20 protein-coding genes and 1 tRNA gene are annotated in these 16,735 nt (G+C 62.5%); 11 read left to right on the top strand and 10 right to left on the bottom strand.

Annotation, left to right across the window (positions count from 1 at the left end; all coding sequences use genetic code 11):
- The 5 genes from AC16HO_RS05100 to AC16HO_RS05080 form a co-directional block, all read left to right on the top strand.
- Positions 1–435, top strand: a 435-nt coding sequence (locus AC16HO_RS05100; RefSeq protein ID WP_484335319.1) for a tyrosine-type recombinase/integrase, incomplete at its 5' end; no start/stop codon positions are given.
- A 9-nt stretch (positions 436–444) separates the two neighbouring features.
- On the top strand, positions 445–1,059 hold the full coding sequence (locus tag AC16HO_RS05095) for a hypothetical protein (protein WP_484335318.1): 615 nt from the start codon (positions 445–447) through the stop codon (positions 1,057–1,059).
- Positions 1,052–1,279, top strand: a complete 228-nt coding sequence (locus tag AC16HO_RS05090) for a hypothetical protein (protein ID WP_484335317.1) — start codon at positions 1,052–1,054, stop codon at positions 1,277–1,279. Before AC16HO_RS05095 ends, AC16HO_RS05090 begins: the two co-directional genes overlap by 8 nt.
- On the top strand, positions 1,266–1,817 hold the full coding sequence (locus AC16HO_RS05085) for a DNA-primase RepB domain-containing protein (protein WP_484335316.1): 552 nt from the start codon (positions 1,266–1,268) through the stop codon (positions 1,815–1,817). Before AC16HO_RS05090 ends, AC16HO_RS05085 begins: the two co-directional genes overlap by 14 nt.
- Before the next feature lies 1 nt (position 1,818).
- Positions 1,819–3,279 (top strand): AAA family ATPase, encoded by a 1,461-nt coding sequence (locus AC16HO_RS05080; RefSeq protein ID WP_484335315.1) that lies wholly within the window; start codon positions 1,819–1,821, stop codon positions 3,277–3,279.
- A 151-nt stretch (positions 3,280–3,430) separates the two neighbouring features.
- Here the strand turns inward: AC16HO_RS05080 and AC16HO_RS05075 are convergent, their stop codons facing one another.
- Positions 3,431–3,862: a terminase small subunit gene (locus tag AC16HO_RS05075; RefSeq protein ID WP_484335314.1), complete on the bottom strand. Its 432-nt coding sequence runs from the start codon at positions 3,860–3,862 to the stop codon at positions 3,431–3,433.
- Positions 3,863–3,867: 5 nt separating this feature from the next.
- Complete coding sequence (locus AC16HO_RS05070) at positions 3,868–4,725, bottom strand: hypothetical protein (protein ID WP_484335313.1); 858 nt, start codon at positions 4,723–4,725, stop codon at positions 3,868–3,870.
- A gap of 236 nt (positions 4,726–4,961) precedes the next feature.
- On the opposite strand from AC16HO_RS05070, the gene AC16HO_RS05065 reads away from it, so the two are divergent.
- The 3 genes from AC16HO_RS05065 (at position 4,962) to AC16HO_RS05055 (ending at position 6,892) form a co-directional block, all read left to right on the top strand.
- A complete protein-coding gene (locus AC16HO_RS05065) occupies positions 4,962–5,291 on the top strand; it encodes a helix-turn-helix transcriptional regulator (protein WP_484335312.1) in 330 nt (109 codons plus the stop codon).
- A 362-nt stretch (positions 5,292–5,653) separates the two neighbouring features.
- On the top strand, positions 5,654–5,947 hold the full coding sequence (locus AC16HO_RS05060; protein WP_484335311.1) for a hypothetical protein: 294 nt from the start codon (positions 5,654–5,656) through the stop codon (positions 5,945–5,947).
- A 69-nt stretch (positions 5,948–6,016) separates the two neighbouring features.
- Positions 6,017–6,892, top strand: a complete 876-nt coding sequence (locus tag AC16HO_RS05055) for an ArdC family protein (protein WP_484335310.1) — start codon at positions 6,017–6,019, stop codon at positions 6,890–6,892.
- 191 nt (positions 6,893–7,083) lie between these two features.
- Here the strand turns inward: AC16HO_RS05055 and AC16HO_RS05050 are convergent.
- Positions 7,084–7,158: transfer RNA gene (locus tag AC16HO_RS05050), tRNA-Val, on the bottom strand.
- Between the two features lie 151 nt (positions 7,159–7,309).
- On the opposite strand from AC16HO_RS05050, the gene AC16HO_RS05045 reads away from it, so the two are divergent.
- Positions 7,310–7,657 (top strand): DUF3301 domain-containing protein, encoded by a 348-nt coding sequence (locus AC16HO_RS05045; RefSeq protein WP_395641892.1) that lies wholly within the window; start codon positions 7,310–7,312, stop codon positions 7,655–7,657.
- Positions 7,658–7,664: 7 nt separating this feature from the next.
- Here the strand turns inward: AC16HO_RS05045 and AC16HO_RS05040 are convergent, their stop codons facing one another.
- The 5 genes from AC16HO_RS05040 to petA all read right to left on the bottom strand — a co-directional run bounded on the left by AC16HO_RS05040 (position 7,665) and on the right by petA (position 11,782).
- On the bottom strand, positions 7,665–8,096 hold the full coding sequence (locus tag AC16HO_RS05040) for a ClpXP protease specificity-enhancing factor (protein WP_395642161.1): 432 nt from the start codon (positions 8,094–8,096) through the stop codon (positions 7,665–7,667).
- A gap of 17 nt (positions 8,097–8,113) precedes the next feature.
- Positions 8,114–8,737, bottom strand: a complete 624-nt coding sequence (locus AC16HO_RS05035) for a glutathione S-transferase N-terminal domain-containing protein (protein ID WP_395641891.1) — start codon at positions 8,735–8,737, stop codon at positions 8,114–8,116.
- Between the two features lie 317 nt (positions 8,738–9,054).
- A complete protein-coding gene (locus AC16HO_RS05030; protein WP_395641890.1) occupies positions 9,055–9,813 on the bottom strand; it encodes a cytochrome c1 in 759 nt (252 codons plus the stop codon).
- Positions 9,814–9,899: 86 nt separating this feature from the next.
- The gene (locus AC16HO_RS05025; protein WP_395641889.1) at positions 9,900–11,186 is read right to left on the bottom strand and encodes a cytochrome b; all 1,287 of its coding nucleotides are present in this window, start codon (positions 11,184–11,186) and stop codon (positions 9,900–9,902) included.
- Positions 11,186–11,782: a ubiquinol-cytochrome c reductase iron-sulfur subunit gene (gene petA / locus AC16HO_RS05020; protein WP_395641888.1), complete on the bottom strand. Its 597-nt coding sequence runs from the start codon at positions 11,780–11,782 to the stop codon at positions 11,186–11,188. The genes AC16HO_RS05025 and petA overlap by 1 nt, the downstream gene beginning before the upstream one ends.
- A gap of 256 nt (positions 11,783–12,038) precedes the next feature.
- Here petA and AC16HO_RS05015 point away from each other — a divergent pair, with 256 nt between their 5' ends.
- On the top strand, positions 12,039–13,322 hold the full coding sequence (locus AC16HO_RS05015; protein WP_395641887.1) for a trypsin-like peptidase domain-containing protein: 1,284 nt from the start codon (positions 12,039–12,041) through the stop codon (positions 13,320–13,322).
- Between the two features lie 9 nt (positions 13,323–13,331).
- Here the strand turns inward: AC16HO_RS05015 and AC16HO_RS05010 are convergent, their stop codons facing one another.
- On the bottom strand, positions 13,332–14,366 hold the full coding sequence (locus AC16HO_RS05010) for a lytic transglycosylase domain-containing protein (RefSeq protein WP_395641886.1): 1,035 nt from the start codon (positions 14,364–14,366) through the stop codon (positions 13,332–13,334).
- A 170-nt stretch (positions 14,367–14,536) separates the two neighbouring features.
- Here AC16HO_RS05010 and miaB point away from each other — a divergent pair, with 170 nt between their 5' ends.
- Positions 14,537–15,874 carry a tRNA (N6-isopentenyl adenosine(37)-C2)-methylthiotransferase MiaB gene (gene miaB / locus AC16HO_RS05005; RefSeq protein WP_395641885.1) on the top strand — a complete coding sequence of 446 codons (1,338 nt, stop codon included), beginning with the start codon at positions 14,537–14,539 and terminating at the stop codon, positions 15,872–15,874.
- Here miaB and AC16HO_RS05000 read toward each other — a convergent pair whose 3' ends face one another.
- On the bottom strand, positions 15,875–16,687 hold the full coding sequence (locus AC16HO_RS05000; protein WP_395641884.1) for a DUF4377 domain-containing protein: 813 nt from the start codon (positions 16,685–16,687) through the stop codon (positions 15,875–15,877).
- Positions 16,688–16,735 lie beyond the last annotated feature (48 nt).

The raw sequence follows: 16,735 nt of genomic DNA, 5'->3' as shown, positions 1-16,735 counted from the left end.
CGGGGAGAAATGTTCAAGCTGCGTAGGGCCGATATCGACACGGAGAAGCAGCAAGTCAAGGTCCGTGCAGCCGCCGCGAAGAGCGGGAAGGCTCGGCATGTCCCTCTGAATACCGAAGCATTCGAGGCGGTCACGCGCTGGATGCGACAGCATCCGGGTGGGCCGGATGAACTCATCTTTCCGGGCAAGGACGGCAAGCCCATGACCAATATCGACTCCTCATGGCGGACCGTATCCGCCGCAGCGAAGTTGAAGGATTTCCGCTGGCATGATCTTCGGCATCACTTCGCGTCGCGGCTCGTCATGTCGGGCGTAGACCTCAACACCGTTCGGGAACTGCTCGGCCATGCCGACTTGAAGATGACGCTTCGCTACGCGCATCTCGCGCCGGAGCACAAGGCTAATGCCGTAGCTAAGCTGGTACGGGCAGCATAGGAAGGCAAGATGACTCGCTCGCAGCCCCCTCCTACATGGATCAATGCATACAACGGCAGCCCTGAGTTCTGGCCGCCATACTGGGATCGCACCGTTCTGGCACGCATCATCGACAGCCCGGCGCTATGTGATCGCTTGGAGGCGATAGCGCATGAATGTGGTCGGAACGTCGGGCAAGAAGTCTTGGAAGCTTGTCTGTCGGCGCGTGGCTCATGGGAGGCGATGCCAAAGGTATCGGCAAGCGAGCAGCATGAAGCTGTCAATGATGTTCGCGGGCTCGTTGAAAAGCTGACGGTCTCGATGAAGCGCCATGAACAGGCACTTCGAGCGCACTGCGCATTGCCCCTCACAGTCGAGACGCTGTTTCCTGAAACTGATCGCGACTATTTGCACAAAGCCTCTGGCGAGGCATCCCCGCTCTGCTTGCAAGCGGTATTGCTTCGACTGCACGACCTGTTGCGCGAGCCAACAACGTGGGAAGGAGGCATGAAGCGCCCCTCGAAGCCGCATCCGCCCTTCGTCCGCCTTGGCCGGAAGATCGTCTACCTGAAAGACGATCTTGACGCGTGGCTGGCGCAGAACCGTTGCGACCTGTCCGTCCGCCAGGAGGTGGGCCATGGCTAAGGGCATGCACCACCCCTTGGGATCGGTTGTGGAATACGTCGTCGAAATCCCCATCGGTCCCACCGTTCGGGTCTATCGCATCCGCACTCCGGGAGGCTGGATCGTCACTAGCGGCTTGGTCGATGTGAGCGGGATGCTGGTCGCTTCCGCTCTGGCGATGGTTTACGTGCCCGATGATGAGCACGCATGGCAGATCGGAGGACGGCATGACGGTCTCTGACTTGAATCCCGATCTTGACCACGCGCGCCAGTTCCTCGCCTTGCTCGATTCCGATCCTGCCAGCTTCACCTTTCAAGTCATCCCCGAACGCACCGGCAGCAACGCAGCGCCCAAGTTTCTGCACGGCTCTGTTGATACGTTGGCAGATCAGCTTGTTGCTGCCAATCAGGCGGGAGCAGGCATCTTCTTCATGGTGAACGCGGGGGATCAGCGGGGGAGGCGTGCCGAGAACGTGCAGCGTGTGCGTGCCCATTTCGTTGACCTCGACACGCCCGGCATCGATCCGTTGTTCACGGCCGAACTGCCACCGCACATTGTCGTGGAGAGCAGTGCGGGGAAGTGGCATGCCTATTGGCTTGCGGAGGCCGGAGCGTTGCTTGAAGAGTTTCCCGTATTGCAGCGTTCATTGGCGAAACGCTTTGCGGGCGATCCGGCGGTCAGCGACCTGCCGCGTGTCATGCGGCTTCCCGGCTTCTTCCATCAAAAGAAAGACAGCATGCCTTTCATGACGCGCATGCACCTTGGGACTGGAGGCTGACATGTTGCCCATCAAGCTCGCCGATCCGGGGCAACGCTACTCGACCGCAGCGTTGAAGGCTGGTCTGCACTTGGTCGCATCGAACGTTCGGCCGCAGCCGCATGCGAGCGGCCATCCGCCTCGTATCACGGGGGCGGAAGGTAATCCGCTGCTGCGCACCTATTCGGATGGCGAACGTACCCGCGCGCTGACGGCGTTTGCCGGACGGTATCTCGCTCGGGGACTCGACGTGGACGAAGTGGTGCAAATCGCTCATGACTGGAATGTGCGTCAGAACCCGCCGCTCGACGCGGATAAGGTGCGCAACACGGTGGAGAGCATTGCAAGGACCGATTCGCGCAATCATCCTGAACGTCACAAGCAACCGCTGACGCCGCTGTTCGACATTGCAGAAGCTGATATCAGCCTGCTGTTGCGCACGAGCCCGCCTGCTCGGCGCTGGCTATTGCAGGACATGTTGCCCACGGGGATCGTCGGCATGATCGTCGCTCCGGGTGGTACCGGAAAGAGCCAGTTCGTGCTGCAACTCGGCGTGACCGTGGCGACCGGCATTCCGCTCTGTGGCGTGTGGCCGGGCATCGAGCGCGGAAAGGCGTTGCTGCTCTTGGCCGAGGACGAGATTGACGAGGTGCATCGTCGTCTGGATCGCATTATCGCTGAACTGAGCCCGGACTATCCGGCAATGACATCTGACTTGCGCCATGGGTTGCTCATCAAGCCTTTGACCGCCGCGAACAACCTGATGACGCGCGCTTCGCGTCACGGAGACGTGGAAGCGACTGACTTTGTCGATCGTCTTCTGCTGACAGTTGCCGGCATCGATGACCTCAAGTTGATCGTCATTGATCCTGCTTCTCGCTTTCGTGGAGGCAATGAGAACTCGGCGGATGACGTGACTCGCTTCATCGAGCAGTTGGAGCGTTTGCGTCAAGAGACGGGCGCGACCGTTTTGGTCTGCCACCATGCCAACAAGGCCAGCATGAATGAAACGACGGGTGTGCGGGGTCAGGCTGCCACGCGCGGTTCCAGCGCCATGACCGATGGCGTGCGCTGGCAGTTGAACCTCTCTGCGGTGCCGAAGAAGACGCTGCAAGGACTGGACGTGAGCAAGCGCTATCTCAATGCGGAACTGACCAAGAGCAACTATGGCCCGCCCATTGATCCGGAAATCCTGATCCGCAAGCCGAACGGCTATCTGACGAGCCTCCGTGCTGCCGGTGTGCCCGTGACACTTGAAGATCGACTGCTTCAATTGATCCGCGACGAGACGCAGGCGGGTCACACCTATTCGGCCAACGGGATCGAGAATACGTTCGGTGGCGAGAACGGCCGTCTCTCGGCCGGGAAGCTCAAAGTGCGGGAGGCGGTCAAGCACCTGATCGCGGCGGGGAGTCTGCGGAAGCAAGGACGAGCGCGCCACCTCGTTCCGCTCGCCGGCAGTCCGCCCAACGCCAAGCCGTAGGCCGATAGCTCGGTGGCTCGATATCTTTGCGCTACACGCCTATCGGACGAACAGACTTTCCAATTCAATCACTTGCGCTCGATACCCATCGAACGATGAAGCCTGCAATTCATTTTTTGAATCAGACTGTTATCGGCCGATCCATCTGCTATTAGGCATGGCCGCCATCGAAGGCGGCCAATTCCTCATCGCTCATGGCGTGCAACTTCTCCAAGTAGGCCGCGCCTTTGGCGGACAGCGTGACGCGATGCGGCTGCGGCGCATAGAAGCCACACATCTTCGCCACTTCGCGCCAGCCAGCGATCATTGCCATGGCATCGGCTTTCTCGGCGGCAAGTGCAATGGCGTTCTGTACCTCGGCAAGCACCCGTTCACGAGTGACATTCAGTGCCCGAGCGTTCTCGGCCTCGCGCACCATCAATGCGGCCCGAACGTTAGCATTGGTTAGCAGCCTTGCCGCCGTCACCTTTGCAGAGCGCTTGGAGTAGCCAGCACGAACCGCCGCCCCTGCGCCGTTCCGGCTGATCGCGTACTCGTCCACGAACTGTGCTTGGCGTTCGGAAAGATGGTTCTTTGCGTCCACTGATATCACCGCGTCCTGCCGTCGTCATTTCCGGCATGGACGATATCCGATATTGCCAGCTCAAGAGACGCTGCCGACGATTTTCCCGCTCGCCGATAAGCTTGCATCCGAACGGCTACCTGATCGGTCAGTGCCTTGTTGAACTGCGGAGAGTCCGGATTGAGTTGGGGAATCTGCTGCTCATAGGCCCGCAGTGTCCTATCGTATGCACTGGTCTGGTAGGCAACCAATGCCTGCTGATTCTTCCAGAGTCCGAAGGTTGCCAAGCCGATGGGGATGAGGAGGATCAGCCACGCGAATCCGCTTTCGCGCCTCATGAAATCGAAACACATGAGAATGGCAAGTATCGGCACGATCACGAGTGCAATCGGAATCGCGAGGCCGAGAACAATTCCCCACGTGTAGCCGGAGAATAGGTTGGCCCCCACGAAACTCAGCAGCCCGGACCTTCCATCGGCGTCCCCAAAGTAAGCCAAGCTCCATCCGACCGCCAGCGAAAGAACAATGCCGATGCCCAGATTGCGTGTAAATGCGTCGCTCCATTTTTTCCCAGTGCTTATGGCAGGAAGGCTTGCTTTCTTACCGTCATCGTAGACCTTGGCGGCAAGAATCTTGGCTTGCTCCACCATGCCAACTGTTTGCTGCTTGAATTTCCCCTTGGCAGCATCTTCAGCAATCTGCTCCGCCAGAAACTTGAGATAGACCGCCTTTGCCCTAGCAGAATCACCCGCAGCCTGCGCAGCCGCCTTGAGCATCAGACCGTCTCGAATGTGCCCGGCTTCGATTTCTTCCGCCGCTGCCTTATAGGCCCACTGGTCAGCGTGCCTACCTCCGATAAGGTCTCGTAGAAAGCCCCATGCCATTTGCGATGTACTCCTGAGGAATGTTCTGCGCGAATACTGTTCAGTAGAGGTCGGCGGCGGCTAACTAGGCGGGCCTGCCTTCACTACGGTTCGGCCGCGTCAAATCAGCGAGACATCAACCCTATCTGTTGGATAGCAACAGATAGGATTCTGTCCCGAAATGCCTGTCGAGACAACCATTTCTGTCGATTTGAGGGGCGACAGATATGGTTGGGTCAAGACAATCAGGAACATCGATGGCGCGCCGCCTTGGGGCGAACATCGCCGCCCTGCGCAAGGCGAGAGAGTGGACCCAATCCGACCTTGCCGAACGGGTGGGGGTGGACACCGAGACCATCTCCCGCTTCGAGCGCGGTGCGACGCTTCCATCCCTGCTGACCTTGGACAAGATCAGCAAGTCCCTCCGGATCGGCGTCGGAGAACTGCTCGCCGAAAGCTCGGCACAACCTGACGATCAAGCCTCCACACTCAGCGCGTGGCTTGCCGATCTTGATGAGGCCGACCGAACCTTCGTTCTAGACCTCATCAAGCGGACCTGCAATCACCTGCGCGACCGCGAAGTCTGAGAGGCGGATTTCCGTAACCGCGAGGTACCCCCACCCCCGTCTAGGGAAATGCCGGGGGCTACTTCGGTTTCGGTTTCCTGTCGGCCCGAAGGGGCCCCACCCGAGCGTCGTCCGAGGACGCAACGTCAAAGTGCGGGTCTCCATGGTCGAAGCCTTCCTCCGTCAGCTTCGACCAGACTTCATCGTTTGGCAGGACACAGGCTGTCAAGGGTTCGCTCTGCCGGTCTTCGACCGCCCTTGACAGCACCCACCATCCCGCAAGGCTCGGTGTTCTTAGTCTGAGAACGTAGCAGCCAGACGCCACATCCAATGTTCCCCGGCGCTACGCGCCAGATGCCCGCTGCGCGTGCGCACTCCCGCGCATGCAGAAGGAAACCACCGTGATCGCATCGGGCATCTTCGTCTTCCTCAGCGTCCTGCTGATCTTCTTCAAGTTGTCTCGTCACTGGCAGCTTCGCTTGCTGGGCAGGCCGCTGCTGCTGGACCTGTCAGTGGCCTCAGCGACGTTGTTCCTTCATTGGGGAACGTTCACGGGAGTCATGGCGGCCACCATCGCCGGGCTACTCGCCAGCTTGTCCACGAGCCTTGCCCGCCGAGTCTTCGGCTACGCGCGAGGCGGTACGTACTACCCCGGACTGCTGCACATCCGGCACTGATCGGCCCTTTGCCAGACCTCATCCACTGAGCCCGCGCATGCGGGCTTTTTCGTTTCTTGGAGTCCCGAAATGAGCACCATCTACCAGCGCATTACGCAGACCATTCTGGACAAGCTGTCTTCGGGCGTTGCCCCTTGGGTCCGCCCTTGGCGCACCGTTGTCGATCCAATTCCGTGCAACATGACCACGAACCGCCCCTATCGAGGCATCAATGCCTTCATGCTGCACCTGCTCGCGGAAGAAGCGGGCTATTCGTCGAATCGCTGGCTGACCTATCGGCAAGCGGCATCGCTCGGGGCGCACGTCAGGCGCGGCGAGAGAGGCGTTCCCGTCATCTTCTACCAGCGGCGTGAGCCGGGCGCAGAAGCTCAGGATACGGAGTGCGCGGATGGCAGCGGGGCGCGCGCTCCGATCATCCGCGTCTACACTGTGTTCAACGTCGCCCAGATCGACGGCTTGCGGCTGGACGCACAGGACAACAGCCACGTACCCGACGATGCAAATGAACGAGCGGAAAGCCTGCTGCGCCGGTCAGGTGCAATGATCCGGCACGGGGGAAACCGGGCCTACTATCGTCCGGCGACCGACTCGATCCAGTTGCCGCAGCCAAAGGCGTTCGAGGATGCGGGCGCGTACTACGCCACGGCACTGCATGAACTGGTTCACTGGACGGGCCACGTTGGCCGGTGCAACCGAGAGTTCGGCAAGCGTTTCGGTGATCGCGCCTATGCGGCCGAAGAGCTTGTCGCAGAACTGGGTTCGGCCTTCCTCTGCGCCGACTGCCGGGTGGACGGTCGGCTGCAGCACGCGGAGTACATCGGCCAATGGGTGGCGTTGCTAGAGCATGACTCCCGAGCCATCTTCGTGGCCGCCACCAAGGCACAGCAGGCAGGCGACTATCTGCTAGGCATCCGTGAGGCGGCTGGTGTTGCCGTCGCCGCATAGAGTTGCGCTCGCGGCCTTACCCCTACACTGTTGAACCGTCGCGCGTCGTTGGGAGCCACCGTGAAGGCTCCGCAAGACCACGGCACAACCGGCTTCATCCCGTCGCAAGAACACTGGACCACATGTGGACCACGGGCTTTTCGAGCGCAAAGAAAAAAGGGCTACGATTTCTCGTAACCCTTTGATCTTATTGGTGGGCGGTGCAGGGATCGAACCTGCGACCCTTGCCGTGTGAAGGCAATGCTCTACCGCTGAGCTAACCGCCCTTCGCGTCGCCGCTGAGGCGATTCGAGGCCCGGCGCGGGCCGCGCGGGGCGCGCATTATTGCCCAGTGCAGGCCGCGGTGCAAGACGCGCACGTCCGCAGGCCGTACCGATCGGTCCGGGCAACCGATACACTAGCCGGATGATCGGTCCGATGCTCGCAGTAATCCTCCTGCTCAGCGCGCTGGCGCTGTGGCAGAACGCGCTCAAGGCGCGCGACCTCGCGCGCGCGCGCGGCCACGACCTCTGCGCCCGGGCGGGCGTGCAGTTGCTCGACCAGAGCGTATCGCTGGCCGGCGTCGGCTTTGCGCGCAATGCCGATGGCCACCTGCGCCTGCGTCGCAGCTATCGTTTCGAAGTCAGCCTCGATGGCCACGACCGCCATCGCGGCGGACTGACGATGCTCGACGGACGCCTGCTCGCGTGGAGCCTGCCGGTCGCGGATGCGCGACCGGTCGTGCGCGACTCGAACGTGATCGAATTGCCGCGCCGGGCAAACTGAACGCCGCCTACTTCACCACGCGCAGGTGCGGGCCTTTCTTCGGCGCCGGGTCGGCCGGCGCGACGGTAGCAGCAGATGCATCCGTTTGCGCGGGCGGTTGCTCGGTTGCGGTCTGATTCTCGGCCGGGAACATCATGCCCTGTCCATTTTCCTGCGCGTAGATCGCGAGCACCGCGTTGATTGGCGCCTCGACGGCTTGGGAGACGCCGGCGAAGCGCGCCATGAAGCGCACGTGATCGGCGCCGAGTTCGAGCTGGGCGACGGCGCGCGCGGCGACGTTGAGCACGACGCGACCGTCCTTGATCGCGCTCCTCGGCACGCGGACGCCGGGGGCGTTGGCATCGACGAGAATGTAGGGGGTCATGCCGTTGTCGGCGATCCACTCGTACATGGCGCGCAGCAGGTACGGGCGGTTGGAGGTCATCTTGGCGGCGGTCATGGTGTGGTCGCGCGCGCTCACGCGCGCAGCGCCTTCTCTTCTTCTGTAAGGCTGCGGCTGAAACCCGGGTTGCGGAAGATGCGCTCGCCGTAATCGTCGATCACGCGTGCCTCACGCGGCAGTTCGATGCCGAGACTGGGCAGGCGCCAGATCAACGGCGCCAGTGCGCAATCGGCCAGGCTCATCTCCGGATTGAGGAAGAACTTCGCCGCCTTGAACAACGGCAGGCTCGCCAGCAGCGTCTCGCGCAGGCGTTTGCGCGCGGTGTCGGCGGGGCGACCGCCGGCCGCGATCTGCTCGACGAACGGATACCAGTCGCGCTCCATGCGCACCGTCGCCAGACGCAGGCGCGCGCGCGACAGCGGATCGATCGGCATCAGCGGCGGATGCGGGTAGCGCTCGTCGAGGTACTCGCAGATCACGCTCGTTTCGTAGAGCACGAGGTCGCGGTCGACCAAGGTCGGTACGCTGTGATACGGATTGAGATCGACGAGATCCTCAGGGGGCGACGCCAGATTGACCGCGACGAAGTCGTGGGCCACCCCCTTCGCCGCCAGCACCAGGCGGACGCGATGACACTGCACGTCGTCGCGCGAGGAATACAGCGTCAGAACGGTACGCGATCGCGGATTCAAGACCATGCTGCGACTTCCCTATTTTCCCAACGCCCCCTGGGAGCCGATATCGGCGGCCACGCTGGCTTGCCGCCATGCTTTTGCAACAATTTACACCTACGCGACGGCGTCGCCTAGCCCGCACTGCGCCGCAGGAGCGGCGTGAACGGCGCAGCCGGCCGCGTCGCGGCGAAGTGCAGGGATGCCCGGAACAAACGAAAACCGGCGCCACAGCGCCGGTTTCATGCCAGATCTGCCGCCATCCCGACCTGACTGCCTCCATTGAGGAGTACGGCCAAGGATGGGCGCTTCTCGACTTTCGCGATCAAGGACGATCGCAAAGATCAACCCACGTCCTTCCAGTACTCCTTGTTGAGCAGCCACGCCAGGAAGGTAAAGAACGCGAGGTACAGGATTGCCCACACACCCACCGCCTCGCGCTTCAATGCCGCAGGCTCGCCGACATACTGCAGGAACGCGGTGATGTCGCGTGCGGCCGAGTCGAATTCCTCCGCCGACAGCTTGCCCTTGCTCGCCAGTTCGAGTTTCTCGACCGCAGGCTCCTCGCCCGGCTTGGCCGGCGCGTAGTGCGCAACCTGGGTGCCCTGCAATTCCCAGAGCACGTTCGGCATCGAAGCGCCGGGGAACACGGTGTTGTTCCAGCCCACCGGGCGCGACGGATCGAGGTAGAAGGACTTGAGGTAGGTGTAGATCCAGTCCGGGCCTTTCGCGCGCGCTTCCAGCGAAAGGTCGGGCGGTGCCTTGCCGAACCACACTTCGGCGCCTTCGGCAGGGCTATCGCCGACGGCTGGCTTGGATGGCATGTTCGATACGACCTGGTCGCCGATCTTCGCACCGGTGAAAGCGAAGTTGCTGAGCACCTCGTCCGGCGAGAGCTTGAGATCTTCCGCCAGACGCGAATAACTCTGGTACTTGATCGAGTGGCAACCCGAGCAGTAGTTGAAGTACAGGCGCGCGCCGCGCTGCAGCGAGGCGATGTTGCCGACTTTCGTGTTGGCGACCTCGAGGCCGCCACCTTCTTCGGCGAACACAGGCGCGGCGAACGCGAACACGGCAAAAACAAGCGCGGTTTTACGCATCATGGCCGGAAGATTTTCATTGAGAAGTGCTGCCAGGGATGGCCGCTTTTTGATTCTCGTCGTCATGGATGATGGCATGGACATGGACATCAGTGGCCCCCGAAAGTCACGCGGTCGGGAACGGGTTTCGTTTTTTCGTACCCGAACGCGGTATAGATCCAGAGGAAGATGAAATAGCCAAAATACATGAGGACGAGCAGCCAGCCGAAGTGCATCTCGATGCTGGTCACGTCCGCGCTCGCGCCGAACAGCTTCGGGATCATCTCGCCGGTGATGCCCGCGCCGATCGAGCCGAGCAGCAGGAACGTCGCCGCGAACAGGCCGAGCGCCAGCTTGTAGCCGAGCCCGCGATAGCGGATCGACTTGACCGCTCCGCGGTCAACCCACGGCAGCAGGAACAGCAGCACGATCGAGGCGAACATCGCGAAGATACCCAGGCCCTTGCTCGGGATCACGCGCAGGATTCCGTAGAACGGCGTGAAGTACCACACCGGCTTGATTTCCGGCGGGGTGACCAGCGGATTGGCCGGAATGAAGTTGTCGTTCTCGAGGAACCAGCCACCGACCGTGGGTTGGTAGAAAATGATGAACGCGCAAATTGTCAGGAAGAACCCGATGCCGACGATGTCGTGCACCGTGTAGTACGGATGGAACGGGATGCCGTCGAGCGGCTTGCCCGTGGCCGGATCCTTCTTCTTCTTGATCTCGACGCCGTCCGGGTTGTTCGAGCCGACCTCATGCAGCGCGAAGATGTGCAGCACGACGAGCAGCAGCAGCACCAGCGGCAGCGCGATCACGTGCAGCGCGAAGAAGCGGTTCAGCGTCGCGTCGGCCGGGTTGTAGTCGCCCATGATCCACTGCACGAGCGTGTCCCCGATCAGCGGCACCGCGCCGAACAGCGAGATGATCACCTTCGCGCCCCAGAACGACATGTTGCCCCACGGCAGCACGTAGCCCATGAACGCCTCGGCCATCAGCGCGAGGAAGATGAACATGCCGAGCAACCAGACCAGTTCGCGCGGCTTCTTGTACGAGCCGTACATCAGGCCGCGGAACATGTGCAGGTAGATGACGATGAAGAACATCGACGCGCCGGTCGAGTGCATGTAGCGGATCAGCCAGCCCCAGTCGACGTCGCGCATGATGTATTCGACGGAGTCGAACGCGGTTGCCGCACCCGGCTTGTAGAACATCGTCAGGAAGATGCCGGTCAGGATCTGGTTGACCAGCACCACCATGGCGAGGACGCCGAAGTAGTACCAGAAATTGAAGTTCTTCGGCGCGTAGTACTCGGTCATGTGCTTGCGGTACACCGGCATCATGCCCGGCGCACGCTCGTTGACCCAGTTGCCGATGCTCGTGAATACGTTGGCCATTAGGCTTTGTCCTCCGGATTCACGCCGATCATGATGTGGGTGTCGTCGACGAACTTGTACGGCGGCACGACCATGTTCAGCGGCGCGGGCACGCCCTGGAACACGCGGCCGGAAATGTCGTAGCGCGACTTGTGGCAGGGGCAGAAGAAGCCACCCTTCCAGTCCGGATCGAATGGTTCCGGCTTGATGTCGGGCACGTACTCGGGCGAACAGCCCAGATGCGTGCAGATGCCGATCATCACCAGCCACTCGGGCTTGATCGAACGGTCGATGTTCTGCGCGTACTTCGGCTGGTCGCTGGCGAGCGAGTCCGGATCGCGCAAGCGGTCCTTCAGGCCCGGCAACGTGTCGAGCATCGCCTTGGTGCGGTTGACGATCCACACTGGCGAGCCGCGCCAGAGCACGGAAATCTTCTGCCCGGGCTCGATCTTGCTGATGTCATGCAGCACCGGCGCACCGGCGTTCTTCGCGCGCTCGCTCGGTTGCCACGACTTGATAAAGGGAGTCGCCGCGAACGCAGCCCCGATACCGCCGACGACCGCGGTCGTCCCGGTCAGGAATCTGCGGCGTCCCTGATTCACACCCTCATTTGCCATCCGGCACTCCGAGATATTGAGAAGTTTGCAAAACCGGGCATCCTGCCACGGTTTGCAAACAAACGGTCGCGGCAAAGCCGCGCCACGTTTGCCGCATCAAGCACTTGCGTGCCTGATGCGTCGGCGCATCCGTGCGCCGAGTCTGAAAATCCGCTGAGCAGCCCGCGCGGGCTCCCCCAAAAATCGTGTTAGTTTAACCAAAGCCCAGCCTCGCAGACAACGAAAACAAAACGTCTGCCCCTGCTTTCGATCCCGAATGAAAAATCTCGCCCGCCTGATCCAGTTCGTCGCGCAGTATGTCACCCTGGGACTTGCCCTCGCTTTCGTCGTCTCGTTGGTCGCGCCACGCTGGACCGAGCGCTTGCGCGGCACGTCAGCGGGGACACCGCCTCCCGCCGCCGCGCAAGGCGAATCCGCAAGACCACCGGCAACCAAGCCGGTAGTGCGATCGCCGGGACCGGGCGTAGCCTTTGGCCCGGCCAGCGCAACGAGCGCCGTTCAGCCGGACGCCGGCTCGATCACCGCTTCGTATTCGAGCGCCGTTGAGGCCGCCAGCCCAGCGGTCGTGAGCATTTTCGTCAACAAGATCGAGCAGCAAACGAGGCAAGTGCTGGTAAGGACCGACAACCCCAATCTGCCGCCCGTAGTCCCGGCGAAAGTGGTGACCAACGTGCCCACGCAGAACCTTGGATCCGGCGTGATCGTCAACTCGGACGGCTACGTCCTCACCAACCATCATGTCGTCGAGCGCGCCACCAACATCAGCGTGGGCATGCCTGACGGCCGCAGCATGCCTGCCAAAGTCATCGGCAGCGACAAGGAAACCGACCTCGCGGTGCTCAAACTCGACGTCTGGAACGTAGCTACGATCCCGATCGCGAAGCGACCGGCAGTGGTCGGCGACATCGTGCTCGCGATCGGCAATCCGTTCGGGCTGGACAAGACCGTGACAATGGGCATAGTGAGCGCGGTCGGCCGCATCATCCACCCGGAGACGGGCGAGGATTTCATCCAGACCGACGCAGCGATCAATTCGGGCAATTCGGGAGGCGCGCTGGTCAATGCCTACGGTGAGCTGGTCGGGATCAACTCCGACACCCTGCCTTCGGCGAACGGCGGCAATGTCGGCATCAGCTTCGCCATTCCGGTCGAGCGCGCGAAGAAAGTACTCGACCAGATCATCCGCTACGGCCGCGTGATCCGCGCCTGGATCGGCGTGACCTGCCGCGATGCGCCCAGCCAGTCCGGCGACCCGATGCCCGTGGTGACCGGCGGCGCCTTCGTTACCGAGGTTGCCGCCGACAGCCCCGCGGCCAAGGTGGGACTCACGACGGGAGATGTGATAACCCGCATCGACGATCAATGGGTGCCGAACGCGCTGGCGCTGCGCAACCGCGAAACCCACCTCGCGCCGGGAACCAAGGTCGGCGTGACTGTCCTGCGCGGCGGCAAGCAGTTGCAATTCAACGTGGAACTCGCCGAACGCCCCCAGCCCCCTGCCCAGATCGGACAGGACGCCGGCCCGCAGGCGGGAAACTGATCCGCTTGGTCAGCGCGCCTGCCCGTAGCGCTTGCGCAGGGTCGCGACGCGCTCGACATAGACCCGGGTTTCGTCGAACGGCGGCACGCCGCTGTATTTCTGCACGTTCTGCGGGCCGGAGTTGTACGCTGCGGCAGCGAGGCGCTCGTCACCGTTGAACAACTTGAGCAGTGTCGAAAGGTAGCGCGCGCCGCCGCGAATGTTCTGCGCCGGATCGAACGGGCTGGCCACGCCCATGTCGCTCGCTGTCGCCGGCATCAATTGCATCAATCCCTGCGCGCCCTTGACCGAAATCGCGTTCGGGTTGAACGCCGACTCGGCGTGGATCACCGCGCGCAGCAACGCCTGATCGACGCCGAATTCGGACGCCGCCGTGGCGACCTCGTCCCTGTACGCATCGGTGTTGAGTGCGAGAGTGGCGAAGTTGACCGCCGATTTCACGTCGCAGGCATAGCAGGTCGCGATGTAGGTGAACATCATCGTGTAAGTGCCGCCGCCGGGCTTGACGTTGGTGTATTCGACAATGCCGTTCGCACGCTCGATCTTGTACACCGCGCCGCGCCGCACCTCGATGTGCCGGTCCGGGCGCTCGGTCGCGTTCGCCGGGGTCCTGGCCGGCACCTCGCCGTTGAGGCGCGTTTCGCTGACGACATCGGCGAACGGGAAAGCCGGTGCCGATCGGTATTCGATGCGCGGCCCGTCACCTGACGGCTTCGCGGCGACCGGTTCGGGCGCAGCGGGGGCGGGCTTGGCCGCATCGGGCTTGGGCGAATCCGGCCCGTGCCTGTCGGCGTTGGAAACCGTCGACAGTGTCGCCACACCGGACTTGAGCGTCGGCTTGCGTGCCTTCGCAGCCGGTTCGGCATATTCGCTGTTGGCGAGCTTGGTGCAGGCGGCATAGCCCTCGGGCTTGTTGGTAATCGCGATCTCGCCGCGTGCGCCCGAGCAGCGATACACCGCCCCGGCGCGCGCGAACGGCGCCAATGCGGCAAGCACCAAGGCCAGCGTGACCCAAAGCCCCGAATGGTGTAACGCAGGAATCATGGATGCCTCAAGTTTCAGGCGTCAAGTTTCTGACAGACAAGGGGTTTTGCCAAGCATCATGCAGCAAGAAGGCGAGCCGACCGTGCCGCCGGCACATGGCAGGCAGCCTCATCCCGCCTTAGAATGCGCGCTTCACGAAAAATTCCCTGTCTTCACGAGTTTCGCACTCCATGCCCGGCAAACTTTTCATCAAGACCCACGGCTGCCAGATGAACGAGTACGACTCGGCCAGGATGGCCGACGTGCTCGCCGCCTCGCACGGGCTCGAACTGACGCAGAACGAGGCCGAGGCCGACGTCATCCTGGTCAACACCTGCTCGATCCGCGAGAAGGCGCAGGAGAAGGTATTTTCGCAACTCGGACGCTGGCGCGAGCTCAAGGCGAACAAGCCGAACCTCGTCATCGGTGTCGGTGGCTGTGTCGCGAGCCAGGAAGGCGACGCGATCGTCAAGCGCGCGCCGTTCGTCGATCTCGTGTTCGGACCGCAGACGCTGCATCGTTTGCCGCAGATGATCCAGGCGCGCAAGGAGACGAAGAAGGCGCAGGTCGACATCTCTTTCCCCGAGATCGAGAAGTTCGATCATCTGCCCGCACCGCGCAAGGAAGGCGTGGCCGCATTCGTCTCGATCATGGAAGGCTGCTCGAAGTATTGTTCGTACTGCGTAGTGCCGTACACGCGCGGCGAAGAAATCAGCCGCCCGTTCGACGACGTGATCGCCGAGGTGGCGCAGCTCGCCGACCAGGGCGTGCGCGAAGTGAATCTGCTCGGCCAGAACGTCAACGCCTATTGTGGCGCCACGCATGACGGCGGTGCGGCGGATTTGTCCTTGTTGATCCACGCGATCGCCGAACTCGACGGCATCGGCCGCATCCGCTTCACCACCTCGCATCCGCTGGAATTTTCCGACTCGCTGATCGAGGCCTATGCGAACGTGCCGAAACTCGCGAACTACCTGCATCTGCCCGTGCAGTCCGGTTCCGACCGCGTGCTCGGCGCGATGAAGCGCGGCTATACCGCGCTCGAGTTCAAGCAGAAGATCCGCAAGCTGCGCCGCGTGCGTTCGGACATTTCCGTGTCGAGCGACTTCATCGTCGGCTTCCCCGGCGAAACCGACGCCGAGTTCGAGCAGACGATGAAACTGATCGCCGACGTCGGCTTCGACCAGAGCTTCTCCTTCATCTTCTCCCGGCGCCCCGGCACGCCGGCCGCGAACCTGGCGGACGACACGAGCGACGCGGTCAAGCACGCACGCCTCGAGCGTCTGCAGGCCGCGATCAACGCGAATGCCAAGGCGATTTCGCTGGCGATGGTCGGCAGCGTGCAGAGCGTGCTCGTCGAAGGCCCGAGCAGGAAGAATCCGCAGGAAATGACCGGGCGCACCGAGAACATGCGTTACGTGAACTTCCCGGCACCCGCGAACTTGGTCGGCCAGTTCGTCGACGTGCAGATCACCGAGGCGATGAGCAACTCGCTGCGCGGACGCATCGCCGCGAAAGCAGCGGCGTGACTACGGTTTGACGATCTCCGACTCGACGACCATATCGAGCACATAGGCTACCGCCGGAGCATCAGCCGGCGGATTGGGGATCTTGAACTTCTTCAACCGCAGCACGTTGCGCACGCCCGGTTCGTGCGTGTAGCCCTCGATGTCCTGATACAGCACCTGCCACTCGCCGGGCGTACCGATCTTGAGGCCGTTGCCGTCGTAGTGGACTTCGCGCACGCGCAGGCATTGTTTGTCGTGGATCAGCGGGTGGTTGCAGGGCACGGTTTGCGCGGCGACTTCGAGGAACATGCGCTCGCCCGTGTCGCCGTAGCGCGTCTCGGCAGTGGGCTGGCCGACGAACGCGAGGCGATCGCCATTGCCGATAGTCAGTACGAGGAGCGGTGCGTCGATGGCGGACGACAGCGCAAGCGCGGGCTTGCCTTCGAGCCGTCTCGCGATCGCGCCATCCAGCTCGGCGAGCTTCGGATCGGCGCAGGCCATCATCGTCGACGCGAGATGCACGACCTGCAGGTGCCCCGCATCCGCTGAATACGCACCGCCGATGCGGTTGCAGGCATTCACGACGGCTATGCGACCGGCGGCAAAGTCGAGTTGCAGCGGCATCTCCGGCCGCGCGAACAGGGCGTCGATACGCGCGCCATTGCGGTTGGTCGCCTCGGCCAGCACCCAGTGGTAGCGATCCAGCAGCGCGGAATTCGTCATGGCGGCGGCCGTCGGCTTTGCTCCAGGCGCAGCGGCCGAACCGGCATTGCGTGCCGGCGTCGCGGAGCAGGCCGCGAGCACAAGCGCAACGATCAAGTACAGATACTGCATGGCGCGGCTTCCGTCGTCGATGGAGTGGCAACGAGTATGCAACGGCAA

The organism is Rudaea sp., from assembly GCF_057139185.1.
This window is presented reverse-complemented; position numbering and strand designations above follow the sequence as displayed.

What these genes read in the sequence shown, in the direction of transcription:
- AC16HO_RS05040 (WP_395642161.1), bottom strand. Translation starts at nt 8,096, where the DNA reads ATGACCGCCGCCAAGATGACCTCCAACCGCCCGTACCTGCTGCGCGCC.
- AC16HO_RS05095 (WP_484335318.1), top strand. Translation starts at nt 445, where the DNA reads ATGACTCGCTCGCAGCCCCCTCCTACATGGATCAATGCATACAACGGC.
- AC16HO_RS05015 (WP_395641887.1), top strand. Translation starts at nt 12,039, where the DNA reads ATGAAAAATCTCGCCCGCCTGATCCAGTTCGTCGCGCAGTATGTCACC.
- AC16HO_RS05070 (WP_484335313.1), bottom strand. Translation starts at nt 4,725, where the DNA reads ATGGCATGGGGCTTTCTACGAGACCTTATCGGAGGTAGGCACGCTGAC.
- AC16HO_RS05055 (WP_484335310.1), top strand. Translation starts at nt 6,017, where the DNA reads ATGAGCACCATCTACCAGCGCATTACGCAGACCATTCTGGACAAGCTG.
- AC16HO_RS05085 (WP_484335316.1), top strand. Translation starts at nt 1,266, where the DNA reads ATGACGGTCTCTGACTTGAATCCCGATCTTGACCACGCGCGCCAGTTC.
- AC16HO_RS05030 (WP_395641890.1), bottom strand. Translation starts at nt 9,813, where the DNA reads ATGATGCGTAAAACCGCGCTTGTTTTTGCCGTGTTCGCGTTCGCCGCG.
- petA (WP_395641888.1), bottom strand. Translation starts at nt 11,782, where the DNA reads ATGGCAAATGAGGGTGTGAATCAGGGACGCCGCAGATTCCTGACCGGG.
- AC16HO_RS05035 (WP_395641891.1), bottom strand. Translation starts at nt 8,737, where the DNA reads ATGGTCTTGAATCCGCGATCGCGTACCGTTCTGACGCTGTATTCCTCG.
- AC16HO_RS05060 (WP_484335311.1), top strand. Translation starts at nt 5,654, where the DNA reads ATGCAGAAGGAAACCACCGTGATCGCATCGGGCATCTTCGTCTTCCTC.
- AC16HO_RS05080 (WP_484335315.1), top strand. Translation starts at nt 1,819, where the DNA reads ATGTTGCCCATCAAGCTCGCCGATCCGGGGCAACGCTACTCGACCGCA.
- miaB (WP_395641885.1), top strand. Translation starts at nt 14,537, where the DNA reads ATGCCCGGCAAACTTTTCATCAAGACCCACGGCTGCCAGATGAACGAG.
- AC16HO_RS05010 (WP_395641886.1), bottom strand. Translation starts at nt 14,366, where the DNA reads ATGATTCCTGCGTTACACCATTCGGGGCTTTGGGTCACGCTGGCCTTG.
- AC16HO_RS05000 (WP_395641884.1), bottom strand. Translation starts at nt 16,687, where the DNA reads ATGCAGTATCTGTACTTGATCGTTGCGCTTGTGCTCGCGGCCTGCTCC.
- AC16HO_RS05065 (WP_484335312.1), top strand. Translation starts at nt 4,962, where the DNA reads ATGGCGCGCCGCCTTGGGGCGAACATCGCCGCCCTGCGCAAGGCGAGA.
- AC16HO_RS05025 (WP_395641889.1), bottom strand. Translation starts at nt 11,186, where the DNA reads ATGGCCAACGTATTCACGAGCATCGGCAACTGGGTCAACGAGCGTGCG.
- AC16HO_RS05090 (WP_484335317.1), top strand. Translation starts at nt 1,052, where the DNA reads ATGGCTAAGGGCATGCACCACCCCTTGGGATCGGTTGTGGAATACGTC.
- AC16HO_RS05045 (WP_395641892.1), top strand. Translation starts at nt 7,310, where the DNA reads ATGCTCGCAGTAATCCTCCTGCTCAGCGCGCTGGCGCTGTGGCAGAAC.